Source organism: Salinibacterium sp. NSLL17, from assembly GCF_015864935.1.
GTDB lineage: Bacteria > Actinomycetota > Actinomycetes > Actinomycetales > Microbacteriaceae > Rhodoglobus.
Genome location: NZ_JADYWH010000001.1, coordinates 733,106 through 747,297 on the forward strand (window position 1 = coordinate 733,106; position 14,192 = coordinate 747,297).

A 14,192-nucleotide genomic window follows, 5' to 3' on the forward strand; every position below is an offset into this window, starting at 1 on the left:
ATCACCTCCGGGTGATACCACGAAGGGCCCTCGTCATTGCGACGGGGGCCCTTTGTCGTGTGACTGAAGTTCGCCGCTAGAGCGCGGGAATCTCGATGCGGGAGTACTCGTCGTCATCCGCCACGAGCGTGGCCAGCAGCGGCCGGCCAGCGGGAAGCAAACGAATCGTCACTGCTCCGATGCTGGCGGAGTCGAGGATTCGCACCGCCGCCTCCGTGATGAGGGGCAGTGTTCCAGGGGGGAGAGGATGCGGGTAGCGGTCATCGAGCAAGACCACTGAAATCCCGCGCCGACGAGTGCGTTGCACTGCGGCCACAATCTCGGGCAGGTCGAGCTGACGTGCGCGCAGGCTATCTCGCAAGCGAGCCTCAGCGATGAGGAGTTCGTCGCGTTCCGCCGTCGTCAACTCAACTCCATCCGCTATGCGTTGCAGCTGGGCCCCCACGGCAGAGTCGAGGGCAACAAGCCGGCGGGAACGTTCTGCAGTGCGAGCGAGTGCCGCAGCTTCCGCGGCGGCGCGGGCCGTCTCAGCCCCATGGATGCCGTCCAAGCGTTGGCTGGTGCGGCGCATGCCGAGCGAGAACAGAGAGCCGACCAACACAAAGGGTGCTTGGCGGGCAACGAGCACAATTGCTTCGAGGAGCCGGTCGTCGGTCGTGAAGCCCCACAGGATTACGGTAGCGCCGATCGCGGCGAACCCGATCCAGGCGAGAAGGTCACGACGGCGCAAACTGAGGTAGAACATCGCGATGGCTCCGGCGCCGACGTACCACTGCGAGAAGCCGCCAGTAATGGCGTTGTCGGAGGAGAGGGCAGAGGCGGCAACGCTGGCGACGATGACATACACACTCACGCCGACCCCTACCCGCGGTTGAGTGTCTCGGGTGAGAACGAGCCAGATGGTGGCGAAGAGCCCGATGGATATATAGACGGGCACAGGGGAGCGCACGTCGTCCAGTGAGAGCAACGCGAGCGCTGACATCGTGACGAAGTAAATCCAGATCAAGGTGTGGGCGCCGCGGCCCGTAATCTGTGGCAGCTCAAGACGTCGGGATTGAGTAGCGTCTTGCCTCATTCGATCCACCCCACCGTTACGCAGGTACCTTCGCCTGGTTCAGACTGCACGGTCGCGTACGCACCGGGTAGCGCCTTCACGCGGCCGAGGATGCTCACCACAATGCCGAGGCGGTTGGCGGGAACCCTGTGCGGCTCAAAGCCTTGGCCATCGTCGGTCACCGTGATTTCGACGCGGTCAGAGTCGAGGCGTAACAGCACGCCCCGACTGACGGGCTCGACGGCCGCTGCCGCATGAACCACGCTATTGCGCAAAGCTTCGACGGTGGCTTCGATGAGCGCACTCGCGATCGACGACGGGAGCGGCGCTCGACGGGTGCCCTCGACGACGAGAGCGGCGGCATCCGTGATCTCGCTGATCGACGATGTCAGCCCTTGAATCAGGTAGTCGACATGGATGAGTTCGGGAACGCTCGCCGTGGCGTGCTTGAGCTCACTCAGTCGAGCGATGGTGCGGGCAGCCTGATCCCGGGTGGAGGTGGAATCACTGCGGCCGGCACCCGCCGCCGCAAAGATGGTGGCGATTACTTCGTCGTGAACGAGGGCATCAAGGTGCGCCTGTTCTTCGCCGCGGGCGGTGAGGGCTGCTGCTCGCATGGTTGAGGTGCGGGCGGCGGCTGTGGCGACATCCACTTCCCGTCCTGCCGTCATAGCGACGGTGGCTACCGCGGTGAAAGCGGCGCACACCGTGATGGTGAAGAACGCATATTGGATAGCGAGAGAGACGTCAGCGCCGCCGTCAGCAAGAATGCGGATCGGGGTTATCGCAAATGAGTTGCCGAGCAAAAACGCCCACGCTGCGGCAGGTCGCCAGGCAATCGCGGCGGGGACGGTGCCGAGGGCGGTGAGGCCGACGGTCCACGGAGCCATCTCGGCGGGCATGGGACCGTTGATGAAAGCGGGAACCCAGCTGAGCACTGCCACGGTGAAGATCACTGCATATGCTCCGTGGAGAATGCGAAGCTGGTGCAGGGAGCTCCACGGGGCCACTGCCACCATCACCATCGGCGTTCCGAAGACTGCGATGCCGGCCACGAGTTGCCAATACGGGTAGGCATACTCCGCTTGATCGAAGAATGAACTGATGGTGAGCGCCAAGAAGAAGAGGGTTGCCGCCGCCAGCACGGTAGTCATGCTGCGCACGACCCCGAGTTCTGCACCGTCTGCCGTGGGCGACAGGCGGGTGAAAGTACTCACGCTGCGGCGGACTCTCATGAGCTCGGTGGAGGCAGGATGCCGTCTTCGACCGCGCGCTTATAGAGGTCTACTTTGGTGTGGGCGGGGCGCCCAGCCATCGCGTACTTATGACGGATGCGGCGCACGTACTCTGCCACGGTGCTGGTGGAAAGCCCGGCACGGTGCGCGACCGCTACCGACTTATCTCCCGACGCATAGTGGGCGAGCACTTCTTGCTCTTTCGGGCTCAGGCCGGCAGCCGGCAGTTCCGGATCGGAGTCGAGTGCGGCGGCCCAGTCGGTCGTCACGACGGGGTTGCCGAGCGCGGCTTCACGCACAGCATCCACAATGATGTCTCGCGATTCAGACTTGCGCACAATGCCAAGCACGCCAGCCCGGGATGCCGCCCGCACTTCAGAAGCGTTGTCTGCTGCTGTGAAGACCAGGACGTTGAGACCGCGCTCGCGCAGCCACGCGACGTTCTGTTCGACGGAGCTGCCGTCAGAGAGGCGCACATCGAGCACGACAAGGTCGAGGAGATCAATAACCGACTCGAGCTCGACCACGCTCGATGCGGAGGCGAGGAGCGTGATGTCGGGGCAGTGACCGAGAAGAGACGCAAAGCCGAGTTGTACTGTTTCGTGGTCGTCCACGTGTGCCACTCGGTAGGTGCGTGGCGGTTGATCCTGCGTTGTCAAAGGTGCCCCGTTCGGATCAGGGTAAGAAAGTGGTTGGCAAGGAATTGCAGTTACCCCACACAAATCTACCGGAACTTTCAGTCTGTCCCCCAAACGGGTGTCATTGATAATGACGACTGTCAGAAGTGGGCACCCAGTGACACGATCAGTCTGTAGGACTACCAAGGGGGCAGAAGGCTCGTGAATCGTCACGCCGTAAACGATCTGATCGACTGCTCGCTTCACCGTTGGTACCGCATGGTGTCGGAGTGGCGCAGCCCGGCTCCCGGAAGCGAAGCAGGATGCGTGGCTTGCCGCGAATCTGAATTTGCCACGGTGGACCGTCGCGGCCACTGGCCGCACGACCTCATCCACTCGTTCGTGGAAACTCTCGAACTTGTGACCTTTCAGCTGGCAGTATCGATCCACGAAGAGCGTCACTGCCCCGGTACGGATGCGCGTTCGACGAAGCCGTGCTCGACCTGCTTGGCTGCGGCCCGGTCTACGGTGCAAGCGTGCGCTCACCGCCATGCGCAAGACATCTCTGACGTAATGACGGAATGTGCGCTGCCGCGATTGGCTGTTTACGTCGAAAAAAACATCAATTTGGCACTTAATGCTGCGACTCGCGGCGAATGGGCTTCCTGAAACGTGCTGACTACCCCTCACAAGTGGGGCTAGTGGTGCAGATGTGAGTCGATTAGCGTTGGACTCCGCTAGGACCTTGGGGGGAGGCACGCGTGACAACACTTGCTGAAGTATTGATTCTTCGCGGAATGATGCCGATTGAGAGCATTGATTCTGTAGGAACTTCGCACTCTGATGAGGAAGCCCTCGTCAGAAATCTACTCGACAGCGGAACAATTTCGCCGGCACAACTCGCGTCCGCGCGTGCTGCGCAGGCCGGAGTGCCGTTCGTTGAGCTCGTTGACTTTGCGGTCGACCACCAGGCTGTTGCGCTTGCACCGGCCTCGATTTGCCGCCGCCACGAGGTTTTGCCCATCGCGTTCAGCGAGGGATACCTCGTGCTCGCCATGGTCGACCCCGGCAACATCTTTGCCCTCGATGACATTCGTGCAGCTACCGGTCGCCAAGTGCGCACCGTCGTTGCTGAGCGCAGCGACCTCCAAGCAGCCCTCGACCGGTTCCACCGCGCTGATGGCGAACTCTCTAGCCTCTCCAGTGAACTTGAGCAAGAAGCGACCTCCACGGATGTCGCGCTCGCCTCGAACAACAATGAGCCGACTGAAGACGACGCCCCTATTGTTCGCTTCGTGAACCTGCTGATTAGCCAGGGCATCCAAGACAAGGCGTCGGATATTCACATCGAGCCCGGTGAACATGACCTCGGCGTCCGCTACCGCATTGACGGTGTTCTGCACGAAATGCAGCGAGCTCCGCGCCAGATCCAGAACGGTGTTATCTCGCGCCTCAAGATCATGGCCGAGATGGACATCGCCGAGCGTCGCAAGCCTCAGGATGGTCGTATCTCGGTCATCCATGGTCAGAAGAAGATCGACCTTCGTGTCGCGACCCTGCCGACCGTGTACGGCGAAAAAGTCGTTATGCGTATTCTCGACAACTCGAACACGACGCTCGACCTCAGCCAGTTGTACCTGCTCGAGCACAACGCCAAGATTTACAAAGAGGCATACACGAAGCCGTACGGCATGATCCTCGTTACCGGTCCTACGGGTTCCGGTAAGTCGACGACGCTGTACACCACCCTTAATGCCGTTGCTCGCCCGGAGATCAACGTCATCACGGTTGAAGACCCGGTGGAGTACCGCATGGCGGGCATCAACCAGGTGCAGGTCAACCCGAAGGCGGGGCTCACGTTCGCGAGTGCGCTGCGCTCGATTCTGCGTTCTGACCCGGATGTTGTTCTCATCGGTGAGATCCGAGACCAAGAGACGGCGCAGATTGCGATCGAAGCCGCTCTCACCGGCCACCTCGTGTTGAGCACCCTGCACACCAACGGCGCACCTGCCGCTATCACCCGATTGATCGAGATGGACATTGAGCCATTCTTGGTCGGTTCGGCCATCGACTGTGTCGTCGCTCAGCGACTTGCGCGACGCCTGTGTGATCGATGCAAGCAGCCTGCGGCTCATAACCCGCAGGATCTCGTGAACTTGAAGGTCGGCTTCAACCCAGAAGGTCCGATGCCGACCCTGTATGCACCTGTCGGGTGCACCGTGTGTTCCAAGACGGGATACCGCGGTCGAATTGCACTGCACGAAGTGATGGCAGTGTCCGAAGAGATCGAACGTCTTGCTGTCGCTCGTTCGTCGAGCGCGGAAATTAGCCGCGTCGCTATCGAGCAGGGGATGCGCACTCTGCGCATGGACGGCTGGGCGAAGGCTCAGCTGGGCTTGACGTCCATCGAAGAGATTTTGCGCGTCGTCGCATAAGACGAAGTACCTGGGGGAATTATGGCTAAGCGGATTTACGACATCCCGTCGCAATCGGTAGACGAAAGTTTGTTCACACCGAAGGGGCAGAGCGCACCGTCGGCTCAGAGTGTCCCGGCGGATGCTCCACCGCCCACACCAGGAACCAGTGTTCCCGGTGTTGGCAGCCCGCAGGCTTCAGCGGCATCGGCGTTCCCCGAGTGGGCGCAAACGGGTGCTGCACCGTCGGCTTCGGCCGCAACGGTGCCAGCATCGCCGCTCCCGACGATTCCACCGCCGTCTGGCTCGATCAAGAGCACCGACACATCTGCCGCTTCGGCGCCTCCTGCACCTCCTGCCCCGCCTGCACCTGCAGCGCAGGCTCCGGCTGAGCCCGCCGCTACGCCGTCAGCGGATGCCGCTGCCGAGGGTGGGCGTCGCGCACGCCGCATGGCTACCGAACCGGTCACTTCGATCGACTCGCTCGACGAACTGTTCCGCCAGGCTGCCGCCGGCGCGATGTCTCAGACGTCGGCTGCGACCTCAGCCGCTGGTGCTTCGATGCCGGTGCCGGAGGCTGCACCTGTTGCCGAGGCTCCGCCCGCAGCACCCGTTCCGTCGCCGACAGCTGCCGAGGTTCCGTACTTCACGGAGGACTCCTCCGGCGCCGGCGATAGCCCGACCGAAGTTCTGAACGAGGTTCCGTTGGATCCACCCACGATGGCGTTCCCGCCACCGTCGGCTGCTGCCCAGGGAGGCCTTCTGGATCTCCCGGATGCCGCGCCTGAGGTTGATGAGGCGCTGAACTTCCCGCCGCCCGGAGTGGACGAGGGGCTCTTGAGCTTCACGAGTGGTTTCGGCGCTGCCGAGCCAACGCCTTCGCGTGAGTCACAGCTTCTCTCGGTTCCTGAGATCGTTGAAGAGGCTCGCGAAGCGCGCCCCGACATGGAACTCACGGCACGTGAGGGGTCGAGCCCTGAGCTGCTCGACGCGCTCAAAGAAGTTGTGTACACCGGCGCTTCTGACCTCCACATTTCCTCGGGTGCTGTTCCCATGATCCGTGTGGATGGTGGGCTGCAGCCGCTGAAGGGAATCGGCGAGTGGGACAAGGACCGTACTCGCGAGGCCCTGTTCAGCATCCTGGACGCAAAGCAAGAAGAACAGTTCCTCGAAGTGCTTGAGCTCGACTTTGCTTTCGAACTGTCTGAAGCTGCTCGTTTCCGCGTGAACTTCTACATGGATCGTGGAAACCTTGGCGCTGCTTTCCGAATCATTCCTACCGAGATCAAGCAGCTCAAGGATCTCGGTATCCAAGAATCCGTTGGCCAGTTCGCTGGCCTGCCGCGTGGACTCGTTCTCGTAACGGGCCCGACCGGTTCGGGAAAGTCGACGACGCTCGCCGCGTTGATCGACCTCGTCAACCGCACGCGTGCTGACCACATCGTTACGGTCGAAGACCCGATCGAGTTCTTGCACGGCAACCAGAAGTCACTCGTCAACCAGCGTGAAGTTGGCCGCGATACTCACTCCTTTACGGCAGCGTTGAAGCACGTTCTGCGTCAAGACCCCGATGTCATCCTGATTGGTGAGCTTCGAGACCTTGAGACGATCTCCATTGCGCTCACCGCAGCAGAGACCGGTCACCTCGTGTTCGCTACCCTGCACACGCAGGATGCTGCTCAAACCGTTGACCGCATCATCGACGTCTTCCCGCCGCACCAGCAGGGCCAGGTTCGTACGCAGCTTGCGGCCGTGCTCCAAGGCATCGTCTGTCAGACGCTTGTGCGCCGTGCGAGCGGTAAGGGACGAGTAGCAGCCACTGAGGTGCTCACGATGACTCCCGCTATCGGAAACCTCATTCGTGAGGGCAAAATCTATCAGATCCCGTCGGCGATGCAGGCGGGTCGTAGTGGCGGAATGCACACGATGGACCAGCACCTTGCCGGTTTGGCTAAGTCGGGCGCTATCACCGAAGAAGCCGCACTTGCAAAGTCGCATGACCCTGAGGGCATGCATCGATTGATGAGCGATAGCTCGACGAGAGTACCCAACTAATGGCTGCACCTACTTCCACCACCAAGTCGTATGAATACAAGGCCCGTGACCACTCGGGCAAGGTCGTCAAAGGCCGGATCGACGCCTCGAGCGAGAACGCCGTGCTCACCCGCTTACGCTCGATGGAGATCAGCCCGATCTCGGTCACAGAAGCAGGCGCCGGCACTGGGCTGAACAAGGAGATTAATATCTCCTTCCTCCAAAAGGGTGTTGGCCTTGATGATCTCGCGGTGATGAGCCGTCAGATGTCAACGATGATCTCCTCGGGTCTCTCTCTGATCCGCGCGCTCGTCATCTTGTCGGAGCAAACCGAAAACCCGACCCTGGCTAAAGCCTTGGCTGAGATTCGCCAGGATGTCGAAACCGGTGGCACACTCTCGGACGCGTTCGCAAAGCACGGCACTGTCTTCCCGCCGATCATGATCCACCTCGTTCGCGCCGGTGAAACCGGCGGGTTCCTCGACAACGCACTTGAGTCGATCGCGAACAACTTCGAGGGCGAGGTTAAACTTCGCGGAACCATTAAGTCGGCGCTGACCTACCCCGTCGTGGTGCTCATCATGGCGATTGCCGCTGTCGTCGGCATGCTGCTCTTCATCGTTCCGGTCTTTGAGCAGATGTTCGCGGATCTGGGCGGTGAACTCCCGCTGCTCACCCAGATTCTGGTGTGGATGTCGGACGCGATGGTGATCGTTGCGCCAATCCTCGTCGTCGGTGGCATCGTTTTCAGCGTCTGGTGGGGCAAGAACAAGCACACCGAACGAGTGCGCAAATTCCTTGACCCGTGGAAGCTGCGGATGCCCGTTTTCGGTCCGCTTTTCCGCAAGGTTTCGATTTCTCGCTTCACCCGTAACTTCGGCACCATGCTGGGCGCGGGTGTCCCCATCCTTCAGGCTCTGTCGATTGTCGGCGAGACTTCCGGAAACTACGTGATCGAAGAATCCCTTCGCCGCGTTGCAGACGCTGTCCGTTCAGGACAGTCGGTCTCAGCCCCGCTAGCGAAGGAAACCGTATTCCCGTCGATGGTGACCCAGATGGTCGCGGTGGGTGAGGACTCCGGATCAATGGAGGTCATGCTCTCGAAGATCGCAGACTTCTACGACGATGAGGTTCAGAAGACAACTGAACAGCTCACGGCGCTTATCGAGCCTCTCATGATTGGCGTGATCGGTGCGATCGTTGGCGTCATGGTTATCGCGCTGTACATGCCTATCTTCGCAATTTTCGATCAGATCAAGTAGTACCTAGTTAATAGGCACCTAGCAGCCCCAGGCGGGGGTATCGTGACCCGAGTCGCGGTGCCCCCGTTTGGTCTTTAACAAGTGGGGAAATCGAGCTTCATGAGATGAATTATCCGCCTCGGTTTACGTAACTGAGCTGTCGGCTCAACCGTGCTTGTGAGGGTCTCCGTACTCCTGAAAAAGGCCCAAAATGCGCTGCGACGCGCACATGACCCCTCAGACTGGGGGCGTGATTCGGGCAGTTCACCCCCGTTTGCGGGATTCTCAGGTAGCCCACATGTTGAGAGTATTTTTTGTGGGGGGCTGAGAAGCTAATTTTTTCTGGGGGCCCCTGTCCAAGATCCGAACCACAGACAGGAAATCCAAAATGATTGCACGTTTGAATGACGCACTGCGCAGCAAGCGCTCAGACCTCGAGAACGACCAGAAGGGCTTCACACTCGTTGAGCTCCTCGTTGTCGTTCTGATCATCGGCATCCTCGCCGCGATCGCTATCCCCTTCTTCCTCAACCAGCGCCAGGGCGCTTGGGAATCACAGGTCAAGTCGGACATCGCCAACGCGGTTATCGCAGCAGAGACTCACGCAGTGAGCGCCAATGGTTCGTTTGAGTTGCTCGACCAGACTGCACTCGAAGACAACGGCTACAAGGCTACGCCCGGCGTAAACCTCTCGATTGACTCCGCGTCAGCTACGCAGTACACCTTCGCCGTTACCCACGACCTTTACGACACGCGTACTTGGGCTTACAACAGTGAAACTGGCGTAACGACCTTCACCGACTAATAATCATTAGTTAGCTGAAGAACGGGGCGTCGCCAAGCGGCGGCGCCCCGTTTTCACACCTCGAGAGTGATCGCTCTCACCGGGAGAACCGATCTCCCCAGCACGACTTTCATACCCTTAAAACCCGCAAGAAAGGGCTCATCATGCTTAAGGTTCTACAGCGTCTTCGTAGCTCCGACGCAGGAATGAGCCTTCTTGAGGTTCTCGTCGCAATGATGATCTTCGCGATCGTCTCGCTCGGCGTACTGCAGACTCTGACAACGGTTCTGGCTATCACCCGCGACAACCGCGCTCGCGTTGTTGCCACCAACTTGGCTGCTCAAGAAGTTGACCTGGCGCGCGACGCCGGCGACGTCTTCACACTCTTCGACGACACGTACACCAAGACGCTCAATGGCGATGTCTTCACCGTGTCTCGCTCAACGGCTTGGGTGCCATCGAGCAACGCCGACGCGACCTGCGGATCGGGTGGCGGAACGCTTCAATACAAGCGCATCAACGTCGAAGTCACGTGGCCCAATATGCGCGTCGGCACCGAACCCGTGCAGTTCGACACTCTTCTTGCTCCGAACGACCGCATCAACGACCCCGATCTCGGCACGATCCTGGTGTCCGTAATTGGCGGTTCGGGTGAAGGGTCATCCGGGGTCAGCGTGGGGGCAACCCCCGCATCGCCGTCTGAAGGAGCTCAGAGTTTGTCGACTTCGCCAGTCCCGACCGATGACGAAGGATGCACTTTTATCCTGAAAGTTGCACCCGGCAACTACAACGTGAGCGTCTCCCGTTCGGGATACATCACCGATGAAGGTCAGTCGAGTTCGCCAAGCCAACTCACACAGGTTGTCGCGGGCACAGCAAGCTCCGTCTCCTTCAACTATGACGAAGCGGCGCGCTTCGATGTGGACTACATCGCGGCGACCGCTCCTGCAGACGTCGAGATGTCGCGCGATATGGATACCTCCTTCGTGAGCACGTACGGAGTTCATTCTGAGTCAAGCAGCTCGTCGAGTCTCTCGCGCAGCGTAGATCTTTTCCCGTGGCGCTCGGGTTATGTCGGGCTTGCCGGCACGTACATCGCCAAGCCGGAAGACCCCGACAGCACGGCAAATTATTGCGCTTCGCCTAATCCTGCTTTGTGGCCAGAAGAAGTGGTTGCCGGCGTTACCTATCGCTCTCCCGCCGCCGCTCCCGTCGCGGCCAATCCGGGCGACAGCGTCGACATGGTTGTGCCGATGGGGCTCGTCGATGTGAGCTCGATCGCTGGCTCCCGCATCCGGGCCACGTCGACGGCTCCAGTCGTAGGAAGCAGCGATCCTGGTTGCACGGAGTCGGTCACACTGAATTTCGACAGGCTGAACTCGAGCACGCAACACATCGCCCTCCCCTACGGAACATGGGAGATCGAGCGTCGTGTTTCTGGATCCTGGGTTTCTCTTGGACTCGGCGATATCCTCAGCCCGATTGTGGGCGCCACGGATACGGTCGCCAGTGTCGTCACTGTCGATCCACGGGTGGCATCGTAATGAGAAGAATACGAGCTGCACTTTTCAGCAGGCTATCGCGACTCCAGCGCGACGAGGCGGGCGTTACTCTCGCCGAATTGATTGTGACAATCGCCCTCATGGGAATGCTGCTGGCAATGGTGATGACGATCTTCATTACCTTCACCCGAACTTTCGCCGTGGAACGGTCTGCAACTGCGAACACTTCTGCGGCGACGATCGCGATGAACGAACTCACCCGTGTTATTCGTTCCGGTACAGAAAATCCTGTAGCGTCCGTGACTCTCAACGAGCCAGTATTCAGCGTTGCCAGCCCAGAAAACGTTGTATTGCAGGCCTACCTCGATACTGATGCTCTTGATCCTGAGCCGGTTCGGGTTCAATTTCAAATCACCGCGGACCGCACACTGGTAGAAACCCGTTGGGACGCGCGTGCGCTTTCCTCTGGATACTTCTCCTTCTACAGCACTCCGGCTTCTGAGCGAACAGTTGTGCGTCAGATTGCCGCTGGCAGCACCTCGGTCTTCCAGTTCTACACAAAAGAGAACATTGAACTCACGATGCCAGCAAGCGGCTATCTCTCAGAATCAGACCGTCGCCTCATCTCTGCGGTAAAGGTGACGATGACCGTTCAGACTGACCCTTCGGGCAACGCAAAAACTGCAACTCTCGAAAACACCGTAGGTATCCCTAACCTCGGTTTCTCCAGGATTGGAATTGACCGATGATTCGTCTTCTTCGTGCTCGCCTTGGTGGCGAAAAAGGTGCGGCTCTCCCCATGGTGATTGGTATCACTGTCGTGTTGGGGCTGTTGGTGACTACAGCTGTTGCTTATGCAACTGGTGGTTTTCGTCAAGCTGCAGCAACTCAAGAGTGGTCTGCCTCTCTCGCAGCTGCGTACGCTGGCGTCGAGGACTATCAGAGCAGGCTTTCTGAAGACACGTCGTACATTCAGTACGGCAACCCTGCCGCCGCTTTCTCTGCCAGCAGCGACGTTCGACTTCCCACGGGAGCGAACGCTAACCCAGCATTCAATGTGGCCGCAGGCGACCCGTGGGTGAGCATTCAGGGAAGTAACGACAACTCTTCCTTCCGGTACGAAGTCGACAACTCCAATTACCAGAGCAGCGGAACAATTCGGGTTCGCTCCACCGGCAAGGTGGGCAGCGAAACCCGCACCATCGTGGCAGACCTACGCCAATCTGGATTTATCGACTTCTTGTACTTCACCGACTACGAAATCATGGACCCTACTTTTAGCAGCGCTAGTAATAGCTGCGTCAAGTACTGGTGGGATGGTCGAGACGGCATCTCTGGAAACTGTGGTGAAATCGCGTTCTCGGGAGGCGACACCATCGACGGTCCGGTGCACTCCAACGACACGATTCGAATTTGCAGTGCAAGCTTCCTCGGTGCCGTAACAACGAGCTACCGCCCCTCGAGCGGCAACAAGTACAACTCCCGCGACTCCAACGGTAACTACTGCAGCGGACAGTACTTCGAGGTTCCTGGTTCTCCGAGCTTCAGCCCGGTGATCGGCATGCCCGCGACTAACTCACAGCACCTGCGTGAAACCCGGTCCGATTTGACAACCGATGGCGTAGCTCGCCCAGGATGTCTCTACACGGGGCCAACTCAGATCACCCTGAACTCGAACGGCACCATCAACGTTCGCTCACCGTGGACTAAGAAAACTCAGATAACCGGATCGCCGGCAACTGGCGGTAGCACGCCTGCCGCCTGTGGCAGCATCACCGCGCTGAACAGCACCTCAGGAGCAACTTTCACGCTGCCGCCAAGCAACGTCATTTACATACAGAATGTGCCAAGCGTGTCCAGCGACCCCAACTACTGGTCGAGCTCCAGCCGTCCGAGCGGTTTGAGCTGCGTTGGTGCCAACAACCACACCGACTCGAACGGCAACGGCAATGGCATCGGCTATCCGATCAGCTCGGAAACAGCTCCGAGCGGAAGCTACGGATGCCGCAACGGCGACCTCTTCGTCAAGGGCACCCTCAGCGGCCAGACCACGCTGTCGGCGGAACATTACATCTATATCACCGGCGATATTAAGTACAACAATGCAGACGAAGACGTCTTGGGCCTTGTCGGAAACGACGCGGTCTGGGTCTGGAACCCGACTACCGGCGACAACCGCTACTACCACAGCACCTTGCTGAGCGGCACGAACCGTCGTATCGATGCGGCTATTCTCTCCGTCGGCCACACCTTCGCAGTGCAGAACCCGGGTATCGGAAGTGGCCGCGGAACACTCACGGTCAACGGTGCTATCGCGCAGAAGTTCCGTGGAATTGTACGCAGCGGTAGTGGTGGATATGTCAAGAACTATGTTTACGATGGCCGTCTCAAGTACACGGCGCCGCCGAAGTTCCTTTCGCCCGTGACCACCACCTATGGTGTGAACGTGTGGATTGAGGTGGAGCCGGCCTACGAGGCATCGGGTGCCGCTCGATGACAGCAACTGCTCTACTCGTCATCTTTGCTGTGATTCTTGGTCTAGCCGTCGGCTCGTTCTTGAACGTTGTGGTGTGGCGGCTGCCGCGTGGGGAAAACCTCACGTCACCGCCGAGCGCGTGCCCGAAGTGTGAACACCGCATCCGCTGGTACGACAACGTTCCGGTGCTTGGCTGGTTGATGCTCCGTGGTCGTTGCCGCGATTGCTCCGAACCCATCGCGGTTCGTTACCCTCTGGTCGAAGCAGCGACGGCGATTGCCTTTGGACTTGTCGCGGCGGTAATCGGCGCCGAAACCAGTCTTATTTGGGCATTGCCGGCGTTCCTTTACTTGGCAGCCATTTCAATCGCGCTGACTCTCATAGACCTTGACACGCAGACGTTGCCCAATCGCATTGTGTTGCCGTCAATCATCGTCGGTATTGTGCTTCTAGCTGTCGCGAGTGCTGGCACCGGAGACTGGGGAGCGCTCATCGGAGCTCTTCTCGGCGGCGCTGCACTCTTCGTTTTTTACCTCATCGTCGCCATCATCCAGCCTCGCGGGATGGGCATGGGGGACGTCAAACTAGCTGCCGTGCTTGGCCTCTACCTGGGGTGGCTCGGATGGGGGGTCGTAGCAGTGGGTGCCTTTGCGGCATTCTTGCTCGGGGGCATATTTGCAATCGCACTGCTCATTATTCGACGAGCAGGCCGACGCACAGCCATCCCATTTGGACCGTGGATGATCGCGGGCGCGTGGGTAGGCATTGCTTTCGGTTCACAACTGTGGAATGGATATATGGTGGCCGCCGGTCTCGTTTGACCGTGGCCCGGGGG

The 14,192-nt window shown here is 59.7% G+C and carries 12 protein-coding genes; 9 read left to right on the forward strand and 3 right to left on the reverse strand.

Features of this window, described 5'->3' with window-relative positions; all coding sequences use genetic code 11:
• Nucleotides 1-76: 76 nt before the first annotated feature.
• The 3 genes from I6E51_RS03495 to I6E51_RS03505 are packed head-to-tail and all read right to left on the reverse strand — an operon-like array spanning nt 77 to nt 2,903.
• Nucleotides 77-1,075 (reverse strand): hypothetical protein, encoded by a 999-nt coding sequence (locus I6E51_RS03495; RefSeq protein WP_197109470.1) that lies wholly within the window; start codon nt 1,073-1,075, stop codon nt 77-79.
• On the reverse strand, nt 1,072-2,271 hold the full coding sequence (locus I6E51_RS03500; protein WP_307783792.1) for an ATP-binding protein: 1,200 nt from the start codon (nt 2,269-2,271) through the stop codon (nt 1,072-1,074). Before I6E51_RS03500 ends, I6E51_RS03495 begins: the two co-directional genes overlap by 4 nt.
• Nucleotides 2,272-2,285: 14 nt before the next feature.
• Nucleotides 2,286-2,903, reverse strand: coding sequence for a LuxR C-terminal-related transcriptional regulator (locus I6E51_RS03505; RefSeq protein WP_307783793.1), 618 nt, complete (start codon nt 2,901-2,903; stop codon nt 2,286-2,288).
• A 225-nt stretch (nt 2,904-3,128) separates the two neighbouring features.
• On the opposite strand from I6E51_RS03505, the gene I6E51_RS03510 reads away from it, so the two are divergent.
• From I6E51_RS03510 to I6E51_RS03550, 9 genes are all read left to right on the forward strand, one after another.
• The gene (locus I6E51_RS03510) at nt 3,129-3,575 is read left to right on the forward strand and encodes a hypothetical protein (RefSeq protein ID WP_197109472.1); all 447 of its coding nucleotides are present in this window, start codon (nt 3,129-3,131) and stop codon (nt 3,573-3,575) included.
• 92 nt (nt 3,576-3,667) lie between these two features.
• The gene (locus I6E51_RS03515) at nt 3,668-5,341 is read left to right on the forward strand and encodes a GspE/PulE family protein (protein WP_197106481.1); all 1,674 of its coding nucleotides are present in this window, start codon (nt 3,668-3,670) and stop codon (nt 5,339-5,341) included.
• 21 nt (nt 5,342-5,362) lie between these two features.
• Complete coding sequence (locus tag I6E51_RS14470) at nt 5,363-7,375, forward strand: type IV pilus twitching motility protein PilT (RefSeq protein WP_304610920.1); 2,013 nt, start codon at nt 5,363-5,365, stop codon at nt 7,373-7,375.
• The gene (locus tag I6E51_RS03525; RefSeq protein WP_197109473.1) at nt 7,375-8,616 is read left to right on the forward strand and encodes a type II secretion system F family protein; all 1,242 of its coding nucleotides are present in this window, start codon (nt 7,375-7,377) and stop codon (nt 8,614-8,616) included. The genes I6E51_RS14470 and I6E51_RS03525 overlap by 1 nt, the downstream gene beginning before the upstream one ends.
• 367 nt (nt 8,617-8,983) lie before the next feature.
• On the forward strand, nt 8,984-9,400 hold the full coding sequence (locus I6E51_RS14475; protein WP_197109474.1) for a prepilin-type N-terminal cleavage/methylation domain-containing protein: 417 nt from the start codon (nt 8,984-8,986) through the stop codon (nt 9,398-9,400).
• 143 nt (nt 9,401-9,543) lie between these two features.
• Nucleotides 9,544-10,923 (forward strand): prepilin-type N-terminal cleavage/methylation domain-containing protein, encoded by a 1,380-nt coding sequence (locus I6E51_RS03535; RefSeq protein ID WP_197109475.1) that lies wholly within the window; start codon nt 9,544-9,546, stop codon nt 10,921-10,923.
• On the forward strand, nt 10,923-11,630 hold the full coding sequence (locus tag I6E51_RS03540; protein ID WP_197106477.1) for a Tfp pilus assembly protein FimT/FimU: 708 nt from the start codon (nt 10,923-10,925) through the stop codon (nt 11,628-11,630). Before I6E51_RS03535 ends, I6E51_RS03540 begins: the two co-directional genes overlap by 1 nt.
• Nucleotides 11,627-13,378, forward strand: a complete 1,752-nt coding sequence (locus tag I6E51_RS03545) for a hypothetical protein (protein ID WP_197106476.1) — start codon at nt 11,627-11,629, stop codon at nt 13,376-13,378. Before I6E51_RS03540 ends, I6E51_RS03545 begins: the two co-directional genes overlap by 4 nt.
• Nucleotides 13,375-14,178, forward strand: a complete 804-nt coding sequence (locus I6E51_RS03550; protein WP_197106475.1) for an A24 family peptidase — start codon at nt 13,375-13,377, stop codon at nt 14,176-14,178. Before I6E51_RS03545 ends, I6E51_RS03550 begins: the two co-directional genes overlap by 4 nt.
• The last annotated feature ends 14 nt before the right edge of the window (nt 14,179-14,192 follow it).